Annotated in this window: 10 protein-coding genes and 4 pseudogenes; all 14 read right to left on the bottom strand. The window is 32.8% G+C overall.

Going from position 1 to position 12634, the window contains the following annotated elements; all coding sequences use genetic code 11:
- Positions 1-17: 17 nt before the first annotated feature.
- Positions 18-596 (bottom strand): annotated as a pseudogene (locus OMU_RS24085) (ATP-binding cassette domain-containing protein); the annotation flags it as partial.
- A 390-nt stretch (positions 597-986) separates the two neighbouring features.
- A pseudogene (locus tag OMU_RS24080) lies at positions 987-1442 on the bottom strand (ABC transporter ATP-binding protein); the annotation flags it as partial.
- A 1-nt stretch (position 1443) separates the two neighbouring features.
- On the bottom strand, positions 1444-2112 hold the full coding sequence (locus OMU_RS15235; protein ID WP_016180773.1) for an energy-coupling factor transporter transmembrane component T: 669 nt from the start codon (positions 2110-2112) through the stop codon (positions 1444-1446).
- A gap of 129 nt (positions 2113-2241) precedes the next feature.
- Positions 2242-2826 carry a TetR/AcrR family transcriptional regulator gene (locus OMU_RS15230; protein WP_071621209.1) on the bottom strand — a complete coding sequence of 195 codons (585 nt, stop codon included), beginning with the start codon at positions 2824-2826 and terminating at the stop codon, positions 2242-2244.
- Between the two features lie 348 nt (positions 2827-3174).
- Positions 3175-3408 (bottom strand): metal-dependent transcriptional regulator, encoded by a 234-nt coding sequence (locus OMU_RS15225; protein WP_010708749.1) that lies wholly within the window; start codon positions 3406-3408, stop codon positions 3175-3177.
- A 15-nt stretch (positions 3409-3423) separates the two neighbouring features.
- On the bottom strand, positions 3424-4365 hold the full coding sequence (locus OMU_RS15220; protein WP_016180771.1) for a metal ABC transporter substrate-binding protein: 942 nt from the start codon (positions 4363-4365) through the stop codon (positions 3424-3426).
- The gene (locus OMU_RS15215; RefSeq protein WP_016180770.1) at positions 4362-5204 is read right to left on the bottom strand and encodes a metal ABC transporter permease; all 843 of its coding nucleotides are present in this window, start codon (positions 5202-5204) and stop codon (positions 4362-4364) included. The genes OMU_RS15220 and OMU_RS15215 overlap by 4 nt, the downstream gene beginning before the upstream one ends.
- Position 5205: 1 nt before the next feature.
- Complete coding sequence (locus tag OMU_RS15210) at positions 5206-5925, bottom strand: metal ABC transporter ATP-binding protein (protein WP_016180769.1); 720 nt, start codon at positions 5923-5925, stop codon at positions 5206-5208.
- 199 nt (positions 5926-6124) lie between these two features.
- Positions 6125-7101, bottom strand: a pseudogene (locus tag OMU_RS15205) (NAD(P)/FAD-dependent oxidoreductase).
- A 67-nt stretch (positions 7102-7168) separates the two neighbouring features.
- Complete coding sequence (gene dcd / locus OMU_RS15200; protein ID WP_016180767.1) at positions 7169-7681, bottom strand: dCTP deaminase; 513 nt, start codon at positions 7679-7681, stop codon at positions 7169-7171.
- Positions 7678-8756 (bottom strand): annotated as a pseudogene (locus tag OMU_RS15195) (ammonium transporter). Before OMU_RS15195 ends, dcd begins: the two are co-directional and overlap by 4 nt.
- A 28-nt stretch (positions 8757-8784) precedes the next feature.
- Entirely contained in the window at positions 8785-9876 is a 1092-nt protein-coding gene (locus OMU_RS15190) for a CobW family GTP-binding protein (protein WP_016180765.1), read from the bottom strand.
- Between the two features lie 1053 nt (positions 9877-10929).
- On the bottom strand, positions 10930-11337 hold the full coding sequence (locus tag OMU_RS15185) for a NusG domain II-containing protein (protein WP_016180764.1): 408 nt from the start codon (positions 11335-11337) through the stop codon (positions 10930-10932).
- Complete coding sequence (locus tag OMU_RS15180; protein WP_016180763.1) at positions 11334-12557, bottom strand: GTP-binding protein; 1224 nt, start codon at positions 12555-12557, stop codon at positions 11334-11336. The genes OMU_RS15185 and OMU_RS15180 overlap by 4 nt, the downstream gene beginning before the upstream one ends.
- Positions 12558-12634: the final 77 nt, after the last annotated feature.

The raw sequence follows: 12634 nt of genomic DNA, 5'->3' as shown, positions 1-12634 counted from the left end.
ATATATTCTCCTCAATTCTATTTCGTTATGTCATTAAAAATCTGTTCTATCAAAGTTGAATCTTCTACTCTAAGTTTTATATCTTTTTTTATTCCACCATTTTTTAAATAAATAATTCTATTGCATGTTTTATAAAGAAATTCCGGATCATGAGTGGCTATAACTACTGCACCCTTTTCTTTTAAGTCTTTAATAAGGTCAGCAATCCTTTCCATATTGATATAATCCAACCCACTTGTAGGTTCATCAAATAGAAATAAATTAGTTTTTGACAATGAAGCTATAGAAACCAATAATCTTTGTTTTTCTCCACCGGATAAATCAAACGGTAATTGATCTTTCATTTTATAAAGTTCCATTTTTTTTAAAATTTTTTCTTGCTGATCTTTACTAACTATTTCATTCCCCAGGGCTAGCTCGCTCCTCACTGATTCTGTGAAAAATTGGTAATCCATTTCTTGCATTACTAAAAACGGCGATGACAAATTTTTTTTATTTTCGATTATCTTTCCTTTGGTAGGGCGAATAATCTTCATGAGTATTCTTAGTAAGGTTGTTTTCCCCACACCGTTTTTCCCTACCAAACCAATAACATCTCCAACTTTGACATCAAAATTTATGTCTTTTAGAATATTTTCATAAGTAATTTCTTCAACTTTTAATACATCTGCACTTGCCTTTTCGATATAGGGAACTTCAATCGAACTATTAAAAATGTCAAATTTCCTTAATGCGTTATTGTTTTCAGTTTTTAACAACTGAATAGTTGTAGTTTTTACAGTTCTATTTTTAACAAATAGAACTTGATCAATTAATTCTTTCAAATAATAAAAACGATGTTCAGCTATAACAATAGTAAATCCTTTATTTTTTAAATCACAAAGTAAGTCAGCAAGTTTCTTAGTCGCTTTGAAGTCCAAATTTGAAGACGGTTCATCCAATATAATTAATTTAGAGTTTAGCGATAAACTACATCCAATAGAAATTTTCTGCCGTTCACCACTTGATAGCGAAAAAATGTTTTTATCTAATATATTTGAAAGATCTAATAATTCAGCTAATTCATTGATTCTTTTATCCATATGCTCTTTTGTAAATCCAAAGTTTTCCATCGAAAATACTAACTCACTCGTTGTATTTGTTGTAAAGAATTGTCCTCTAGGATCTTGACTTACGTAGCCAATATTTTTTGATATACTTTCTTGTGTTAAGGATTGTAGCGAGTTATTTTCAAATAAAATTTCCCCAACCAATTTTCCGTCATAAAGTCTTGGAATAAGTCCATTCATTAACTTTAATAGTGTGGATTTCCCACTCCCAGAAGAACCAGTAATCAATGTAAGACTACCTTTTTTTATTGAAAAATTAAGGTCAACAAGCGCTTGTTCCTTAACATCCTTATATGAAAAAGAAACATTGTTAAATTCAAACAATTCTTTCACCTCAAATCAAAATACTTAAGAAAAAAATAGTAACGGAAAACAGGATGATATAGTCTAATAAGCTCATGTTTGTTTTATAGTAAGAACTTCTTTTCACAGGAGATCCTATCCCCTTTGTTATTGCATTAGCGGTCATTTCTTCAGCAATCATAGTTGCACGTATAAGAACGGGAACTAACAGAAATTCCAAATATTGCAGAGGCTGAAAAAAAGACAAGCGAATGTTTCTCATTTTTAAAGATTCTTTAATCATTCTTATTTCAGAACGATAAGTCGGAAAGAATCTGATCACTACTGTAATACTTAACATTATTTTTTTCGGTAAATGTATTTTTTCTAAAGAGGATAATAATTCATTGCTAGTATAGACACTAACCAACAACCATGAAATCATTACGACCGGCAACATTCGAAATACAATATATAAGGATGTCCCAAAAAAAATAGTAAAAAACTCTATCTTGATAGCATCAATAATTTTCATTGCTAAAAACAGAACTGAATAAATCAAGATGAAATAAATACATGTCTTTATTTTACGAAACATCAATACTAAAACTGTAGCAATAATGAAACACCCCACTTGAAATATATTTCCCTTTCCTAAAAAAATAATGACTGGGAAAAAAATATTTAAAGTAATCAAGGTTAACGGATTGATTTTTGACACTCTTTCACCTCCAAAAAATAAGATCGCACTGTTATCTTAAGCTGATAAAAATGCACCGTTATTCAGATAACAGTGCGATCTTATCAAAAAGCATAACTGAGAACAATTCTCAATGCAAGCTTTTTTTAATTAACTCAGTAATTCAATCCACCCAGGAACAGAAAATTGATACAATCTTCTGGTTAATAGCATAGTCTTTTCTTTTGAATAGCTATGCTTCAATATATCATAGAATGTAGCGTAGAATGAGTAAATGTAGAAGTGGATTTCTTCTTCATTAAAGACTAAATTTTGATTGATCATTCCGATAGTCTTTAACTTATCTAGACAACAGACTGTCTTTTTTGTCACAAATGATGTAATTTTTTCAACAATATCTTGATATTTGGTTCCAGCTGATTGGAATAAAACCAAATCGAATATACGTTTATTCTCAAAAATATAATTAATAAATGGATCTAATTCATTGAAGTTCTCTCTCCAACTTTTCTCTATATCTATATTTTCTAAGTTTAAGAGGTATTTGGCAAACTCTTCATTATACATGTTAATAAGCGCATTAATATGCGGCTGAATAATTTCTTCAAATAGCGCTTCCTTAGAAGTAAAATGTTTATAAAAAGCACCCGTAGTTACGCCTGCGGTCAAGCACAGTTGCCTTATCTTAGTTTGTTGAAATCCTTCTTTTTCAAAATGGCTTAGCCCACTTTCTATTAACTTTTGGTGAGTTGTAATATAATCTCTGGTCTCTATGGGTACTTCCTCCTAATAAGATGAATTTACTTCATTATCTTATACAGGAATAGAAGTTTCAACCGTTAACGTCTATTACTAAATTCATTTCTTAGACCTAAATTGATGAGAAAGAGCAGAATAACTGATACAAAAAGTAACCCTAGAAGAATTAATAGACTCATATAGCTCATTCATCCTTTCTGAAATAATCTGAAAATGATTTTAAAAAATTGTAGGCAGCTATTACAATAATAGAAAACATTACTATAGTAATTATCATTATTTACTCCTCCCTCACTATTGTTAATAGCAACACTATCATCAGATTTAGATAAAACGATTTTTGTAATTTTGGATAAATCGAGTTCCTTTAGACGTTAAACGAAAGTCTTTTTCTAAATAATCTTCACTCCTGAGCTTATCCAACATCTCACTAACAGACGATGGATTGACGTTTAGAATTTTTGCTAAGTCATTGTTCTTGATTCCTTTCCTTTTTTTAGATAATTTTTGTATTGCTAGCAAATAGATTAATATGGTAGTTTGTTTAATTTTAACCATGTTTTATCCTCCAAATTATTTAGAGAGTCCTTCAGCAATCTTATCAAGATTCCATTTCATCATCGCATAGTAACTATCTCCATCTTGCCCTTTTTCTGCAACAGAATCGGTAAAAATAGTTGAATAGATTGGGATATTCGTATCTTTCGCTACTGTCTTCATCGGTCTATTATCTACACTACTTTCTACAAATAATGCAGGAACTTTTGTGGTGCGGAGTTTTTCAACTAAGCTTTTAATTTGATCAGGAGTTCCCTCTTCTTCAGTATTAATCTCCCAAATATAGGCAGATGGAACATCATACGCTTTAGAAAAATACTTAAAGCATCCCTCACTCGTCACTATCATTTTTTTATTTTCAGGAATTGCAGCAAATTTAGATTTTGCTTCTTTATCTAAAGAATCTAATTTTTCAACATACTTGTCTAAATTCTCTTTATAGAACTTTTTATTTTCAGGATCTTTTTCTGCTAAACGTTCTTCAATATTTTTTGCATAAATAATCCCATTTTCTAAATTCAACCATGCATGAGGATCTTCCTTGCCTCGTTCATTTTGTCCTTCTAAATAAATGATATCTATTCCATCACTAACCGCAAAGTAATCCTCATTTTCCTTTTTGTTAGCATTCTTCACTAGCTTTGTAAACCAAGCGTTTCCACCAGTTTCCAGATTTACACCATTATAAAAAATCAAGTCAGCTTTCGAAGTTTTTTGAACATCTTCTGGTAAAGGCTCATATTCGTGCGGATCTTTTCCAACAGGAACTATGCTGTGCAACTCTATTTTATCACCGGCTATATTCTCGGTAATATCAGAAAGAATAGAATTTGTAACGACCACTTTTAGTTTTTCATTTGTTTCTTTCGTATTATTTCCGGTTGAGCACGCTCCTAACATGAAAATACTTATCAAGGCTCCTAAGCCTAACGCAATGTTTCTCCATTTTTTTTTCATAAATTCGTAACCCTCTTTCTTAAAAATTTTTGTTTTGGCGAAATTAAAAAACTAATAGCAAAAAATGTTGCCGAAGTAAGAACAATACTAGAACCAGCCGCAATATTAAATGTGTACCCTACAAATAATCCTAATATAGACGAAAAAGCTCCTAATATTGATGATATAAAAATCATAGTTGATAAACTAGTCGCATATAAATAGGCAGTCGCTGCTGGGGTTATGAGCATCGCGACAATTAGTATGGTTCCAACACTTTGCATTGCAGTTACAGCGACTAGAGTAAGTAACACCATCAATAAATAATGGTAAAAATTTACGTTCATTCCCATTGCTTTTGCCATCAAGGGATCAAAAGAAGTAATCAGCAATTCTTTAAAGAATAAAAAGACAACAATTAATACGATGATTGAAACTCCTATTGTGATCCACTTGTCTATATCTTGTACTGCTAAAATATTACCGAATAAAATATGGAACAGATCTGTTGAACTATTAGCAACACCAATAAGAATGACTCCTAGTGCTAAAAAGGAACTGAAAGTTATCCCAATAGCAGTGTCTCCTTTTATAATGCTGTTGCCTTTTATAAAAGTAATAATTATAGAAGCAAATAACCCAAACAGAATTGCCCCTATAAAAAAATTAATCCCCAAAATATAAGAAATAGCAACCCCTGGTAAAACAGCATGTGAAATTGCGTCGCCCATAAGTGACATCCCTCTTAAAATAATGAAGCATCCTACTGTTCCAGAAACAATTCCAATAACTACAGAAGTAATTAATGCATTTTGTAAAAAGTGAAAGTCATACAGTCCATGAATAAAATTTTGAATCATACTACACCTCCTTTTCTATGAATATAGTATCTCCGTATGCTTTTTTAAGATTTAATTCATTAAAGACATCCGCAACTCTCCCATGAGCAATTAAATTCTTATTTAAAATTAAAACATTATCAAAGTAATCTTTTACCTTACTTAAGTCATGATGAACGATTAAAATAGTTTTCCCCTGTTTTTTTAGTTCCTTAAGGGTATTCATAATAATTCTTTCACTAATTGAATCTATTCCCACAAAAGGCTCGTCTAAAAATATATAATCAGCATTCTGTACTAAGCATCTCGCTACCAGCACTCGCTGAAATTGTCCCCCTGACAATTCCCCTATTTGACGATTTGAATAGTCTGATAAATTCACTTTCTGTAACGCTTCGGTAACTTTTTTCCACTCTTTATTTTTTACTTTTTGAAAAATTTTCATTTCTGCATATGTTCCTAAGGAAACACATTCTTTAACCTTTATCGGAAAGGTGGAATCAATAGTTGCTTTTTGTTCAACATAAGCAACCTTCTTTAATTTTTTTTTACTATCCTCATTATCAATCATTATTTCTCCTTGATGAGGAATAATATTTAGCACAGCTTTTAGTAGAGTAGATTTCCCAGCGCCGTTAGGACCTACTATTCCTGTAATTGTTCCTTTTTTTATTTCAAATGAAATTTTTTCTAAAGCTAAAAAATTATTATAAAAAACACTAGCATCACAAACTTTTAACATAGCTCTCCCCCTTCTAATCGATAATGATTATCAACAGTTTTAGGTTACCCTAAAAAATTTTTTTTGTCAACCACATTTGCGGCCATTTCTAATACTAGAGACTAAACAATAAGGATTCTTCATTTCAATTTTCGTGTTTCTTTAACACGTACATGTTATTTCACAACTAGAACAATCCTCTAAACAGAAAGATTGCATTTTATAGTAGTCTAATTTTTTTATCGATAATAAGCTCATTTCGGTGGGCAATCTCACTAGCAATCAATGCAAATCGTTGTCTGAATTTATAAACATAACAGAATATCGCGGAACCGTTTCGTACACTCGGTCCTGTTAGAAAAACATTTTTTGCTACTGTTGATTCATCAAATTGGTTTAATAACGCCTCTCCGTTTTCTTTATACTCAAATAAAGATGTAGCAATTGTTTTTACGCCATTTTGAAATCCTGTACAAACAATTGGGGTATTTTCCGCCTTAAATGATTCTCCATTATCAGTAATCAGTTCGTATCCATCTGCTAATTTCTCGATTCTTCTAATTGTTGCAGATGTAAAAATCTCTGTCTTGTATAAGGGGATAGTCTTATACTTGGATCTGCTTCCCTAGAATCTAAACCAGAACTTTTTGTATAGATAGACACATCTTTACCTAATTTCGCTAATTCAAGAGCGGCGTCAATTGCACTTTCATTCCCCCCGATAATCGTTTGGTGTTCCCCTTCAATTTCTTTCCAAGAATTCACTTCTCCGTAATGCAATCCAAATCTATCAGCACCTTCAATGTTGGTTTTAACCGGAAAAGAAAATTCTCCAACAGCAAAGATGAGATACTTCGTAGAAATCGTTCCTTTAGTTGTTTCTATAAGATATTTTGTTCCTTCTTTTTTTATAGTTTTAACTGTACAATCTGTCTTAAGTGGAAGATGATATTCATCTGAAACCAATTGCAAGTATTCTGCGTAATCAATACCTGAAAGCCGTTCTTTTCCTAGAGTATACGCAGGAGAAGTATCAACCGCTACGGCATTTAAATCAGACATACCAAACCCATTACTTGTAAAAGAAGGGGTAATAAATCTCGTCTCTTGCGGCCAATTAGCAAAACTGTTTCCAACTTTTTCTTTTTCAAGAATCACAAAATCACTCATCCCAAGTTCTGTTAAAGTGACTCCCATTCCAACACCTGCAGCTCCAGCACCTATAATTACGATTTCTTTTTTCTCTACCATTTTCTACCTCCACTTAAAATTCCATATACATTTTGCTAGCTTCTAAACCATTATTCTCAGAGTATTTTTTCCGATAGAGATCATACTCACCTTCGATTGTATGATAGTATATCTGACAAATATCAATTCCAGGATAAATCCAAATCGGAGCAATCGCATGCATTTCTAATGTCCAATAGCCAGAGAAACCGATATCACCAAACCCAGCTGTTACATGAATATTTAATCCGAGTCTCCCTAAAGAAGATCGTCCTTCTAACATAGGTACGAAAAAGTCCGTTGCAGTGTACTCAACCGTTCTTCCTAAATATAGGTGATGGGGTTCAAGCAGAAAACCAGATTGTGGAATTGTAAATACCTTTATTTCATTTTTTCTTTTCACATCTAAAACCGAATCCGTATAAACTCCAATTTGATTATGCAATCGCAAATTATAACTATTAGGATTGATTTGTTCTTCATTAAATGGAGTGATAATAATTTTATCATTTTGTAACTCTTGAATTTTTCTTCCTGATAAAATCAACGTTTCACCTCCGTACTTGAAATATATTCTGTTTCATTATTCTTTGAAGAGGATTGTGCATCAAAATCATTAATCAGCTTTCTCAAAAAGTAATGAATAAAAAAACTTAAACCAAAACTCCATAAGCAAACAAAAAAGTCCCGATCAATTGATTAAAAAAATTCCCTTTTTCTGCTAGAATACCTGTTAAAATAGACCCAATAATTCCGCCAATCGCGTTCATCCCAAAAGAATCTCCTGCATCATCAAAGTTTGGAAAATACTGATGTATTCTTTCAATAACAATTGGGCAAGCAATACACACAATTATTGAAATCAACAATGAAGCGCTTGGTCCCACATAACCTACAGAACAGGTACTTCCTACCAAGCCAACAATCATTCCATTCATCAGGTCAAAAACAGAAATTTGTTGTTCTAGTACTCGTCGTGTTAAAAACCAGCTTATTCCTCCACCTATAATTGAAATAAGCGTATTTAACCAAATTAGGATTGCTGCTTCTCCCATCTCACCTGAAGGAGCCATATTAAATCCAAACCATCCTAAAGTAATAAATACCATTCCGATAAAAGCCATTATTTCCTGTATATCAGATGGTCCTGTAATCTTTGAGCGAATAGGTAAAGTTCTTGCTAAAACAAGACTACCTATCCCGGCAGTGGCGTGTACGACTAATCCCCCAGAATAATCTAAAACACCAATATCACTCAGCCAATTCTGTTCTCCCCACAATGAATAACACACTGGTGCATAGATAAATAAAATCCATAAAGGAACATATAAGGCAATGTATTTCCAGTTACTTCGTTCTAACACTGAGCCTACAAGCATAATTACTGCATATAGGCAAAAGAGTAGTTGCAAAACTAGTGAAACAACTTCATCTGGTAATATCAAATCAGAAAAAATACTATATTGAATATTTCCATAAAAGCTTAATGAATATCCCATAGCTAACCAAAATACAGTAGTAGAGAGAATAGTGATTATCCCCAAAACGAGTGTGTGACGTATATACTTGCGATCGATCATCCCGATATAATACAAAACAACCCCAAATACCATCAGCCACATAACCCCAAAACAAAGCCAAAGAAATATATTATTCATAGGAATTCCTTAACTGATGGTCGGATATACTTTTTTTACTATCAACCAAAAGCATATCCGTTATCTCTTTTTGTGGTAAATTCTTTCCAATTAATACGATTTTTGTCTCTGGAGATCCCTTCCAAGCTTGTCCTTCTTCAAGCTTATAGACCATGTTAACCCCTTGTAAAACGATCTGGCACGGTTGTCCTTCAATGCTCAAAATTCCTTTATAGCGCATCAAATCCATCCCGTATTGAAAAATCAACAATCTAAGCCAACTACCAACTTGTTCTTCAGGCAGAGGAGAATTACTTGTAATTACACAGGTATCTACGTCTGTGTGGATATGATGATGACTTCCATGACCATGGCCTTCATGATGACGGTCATGGTCATGGTGTCCGCTTTGTTGGTGATTATTAATAGTATGGTTATTTATCATGTGGTCAATATCAACATTCACATTTTTTGCCCCCGAGATGGATCGATCGAATAAATCTAACCCGACAATGTCTTCATAAGTAACAGTATTCATATTGAGTACATCTGTATCAACAAGAGAATTGATCTTATTTAGCACTTTTTTTAATCTATTCACTTCTCTTGTATCAGTTAAATCTGTCTTAGTAAGAAAAATTTTATCTGCAAAACCAACTTGCTCAACCGCTTCGTTATAATTTTCTAGTTGGTACAAGCCATTTTTGGCGTCAACTAATGTGATCAAACTATCAACAACAAAATGTTCATTTAACAACGGGGTACGAATAATTGTTTGTGCTATAGGACTAGGTTCTGCTAAACCACTTGTTTCAATAATTATTCGATCTATCGGGGCACTACCTTTTTCAGCCACTTGCAAAATAGCCAGAAACATGTCAATCAGATCTTCTCGTAATACACAGCACATGCATCCATTATTCATTTGAAAAATCTTTTCTTGCTCATTTGTTAAGACTAATTGATGATCAATTCCAACATCTCCGTATTCATTGACTATAATTACTACATTTTCATCTCTGGTATCTTTCATTAATTTATTTAATAGGGTAGTCTTCCCTGAACCCAGAAACCCAGTTAGAACCGTAATTGGTATTAAACTCATTCTTTTCTCTCCTTCGTATTAAAATGATCTTCTATACAATTGCAAATAATTTGCAATTATCTTAAACGAAAACGTGGAAAAGTTAGAATATTCTCTTGTTAATTCATCCAGGTATTCCCATTTTTGTCTTCATAATTCGTTTCATATTTACCAGAAACAGTATTCTTGCTCCTCGGATCGTTATTCCTAATAGTCACATCTATGTGCCACTTCATAAATATAAACATTTTGATGTTGCATCAAATCTTAGACAGAGTTTCTAGAGACAAAAAATTAATCTTCCTACAAAAGAATGAACTTTATAACCCAATACTGGAGTGACAAGACTTTTACAAACAAAAAAGTTAAATTCTGTAAAAGAAGAGATTTGATTGGAGTTTGATAATCTAAACTAGAATATATTAGGTTTATGTTTTAGCAGTTTTCTAGATATTCTACAAGCCTCCTAACAACTTCTGTCTTACTTTTAACCTATGTTTGTTTAATGCTTCTCGTTTAACAGAAATGTCTCTATCACAGCATGATTGTAAGGAGTACTCTTCTCCGAATGACTAACCATGAATTTATTTGCTTGAATTGCTTAAAGATCTGATTAGGATACTTACTGATCCACATTTTGATGGCATAATTGGTCAGCAATAAATATGCAAATACTACTAATTACGGGGATCTGCTAATTTGAAAATTATTTTCCACAATCATCAATAAAGGATCATCTAATAGTTTTTTTTCTTCAATTTTCCTAGTGCATGTGGTATCTTCATTTCTCATTTATTAGTAAGATAACGAGATCAGAAGGACCCTTTAAAATAACTAACAATGAATTCTAACAGACCTATCATTTGGTTTTTCATTGGAAACATTCAGAATTCAAGATTCTATTATTGATTATCCTAAATTTGAATTAATCCGCCTGATTAACCTGGCATAGTGCTTGAGCAGAGATCATAGCGCCCCTTATTTATCTTGTATTGTTAATAAATCAAGATATATATAGCCATTCTTCTATAAAGTTTTATGTGTTATTGATGTTCGTGCCACTCGTCTTAATGATTAGTAAATGTAATAATCCGAACTTCCTTTTTTCTCAACACTAATAACTAGCTTATGGGGTAAACAAACGCTTGTTTGTCCAGGTTTCGATATCCATCCGGTTTTCACTGCAATCTGATCAGGACTATTATCTTCTTTAACTCGAATTCTTCCATCTTCAATCTCAACAATATTATATTGTCCCTTAGACGGGTAATACTTCACAATTTTATGATTGATCTTATCCAAATCGAAGCGATTCACTTCCTCACCATCAATCCGAACGATGGCATATTTGGTAGTATCTTCAGTTGAATTGTTCTTCTTTTCGAGTGAAAATACGAATAAGGGAATAAAGGAGCTAATAATCAAAATGCCAATAATTATGACATCGCCTATCTTGACACCAGCTTTTCTTAAAGACTTCATTCCGTTGACGGTATCTGGCTAAACATAGTAGACTTCTTCCATGCAAATGGTGAAGTTTTTCGGAAATTATCCGCATTCAGAGAATCAGAATCAATTAAACAACCATCAAGTTGCTCTGTAATCCATTGTTGATCCATCTCCATACCAATGAAAACTAATTCATTAATGCGATCGCCAAACAACGGATGCCAAGCTTCCTTCAATTCAGGATTTTGTTGAATAATCATTTGACGCTCAATTTTTGGTAAACTAGCTACCCAATAAGTTAATGGTTCAATACTTTTGTGATTACCTACCGTTTCAAAGACCGCTGAAAAATCACTGTGTTGAGCAAACCAAAGAAATCCCTTTGCCCTTGTAATGTTGTCGGGAAAATTTTGATCCGCAAAATGGGCAAATTTTTGTGCATCAAAGGGTAACCGATTGCGATAGACGAAACTTGAGATACCATATTCTTCTGTTTCAGGAACATGATTTTGATAGCCAAGCTCTAACTCTTTGAGCCAACCTGCTGAATAGGAAATCTCATCTATATTAAAAAGATTTGTATTTAGAATTTCCGATAAGTCTACTTCACCTTTGATTGTCCGAATTATTTTTGCATTAGGCTGTAACTTAGCAATTAGACCATTGATTTTATCAATCGTATTGTTTGGCACTAAGTCGCATTTATTTAAAAGCAATATGTTACAACACTCGATTTGATCAATTAGCAAATCGCGAATATCCCGTTCTTCTTCAGCCACATCACCTTCATTTTTTCTTTCTTGAATTTTTTCGCCAGCTCCGAAATTATCCCAAAAACGTTTTACATCCACTACTGTGATAATGGCATCAATCTCTAATCGCTGGGTCAAATCAATGTCTAAAGGATTCTTAGCTAAAGTAATTGATTGTGCGATTGGAATTGGTTCACTGATTCCTGAAGCTTCAATAACAATTTGATCCAAGTCAGGTAATTGCGCTAATTGATTTAGTTCGACAATCAAATCTTCACGTAAGGTACAGCAAATACAGCCATTCGGCATTGAAACTAGTTTTTCTTCGGTTCTTTTAAAGCCTTTCTTATCGACTAGTGCTTCGTCAACATTCACTTCCCCCATATCATTTACAATAACGGCAATTTTCTTTCCATGATTACCATGTAGAATATGATTTAAAAGTGTCGTTTTTCCTGAACCAAGATATCCGGTTAGGACCGTGACAGGTATTTTTTTCATAGAGAACCTCTTTCTTTACATAATAAAGAGCAGATCAAATCCAAATAAGGAAAAAACTGATCTGCTCTGGTGTTATC

This window comes from Enterococcus avium ATCC 14025 (assembly GCF_000406965.1).
GTDB classification, from domain to species: Bacteria; Bacillota; Bacilli; order Lactobacillales; family Enterococcaceae; genus Enterococcus_A; species Enterococcus_A avium.
Note: the sequence above shows the minus strand (reverse complement) of the source record. Positions and strands in the feature narration are given on the sequence as shown.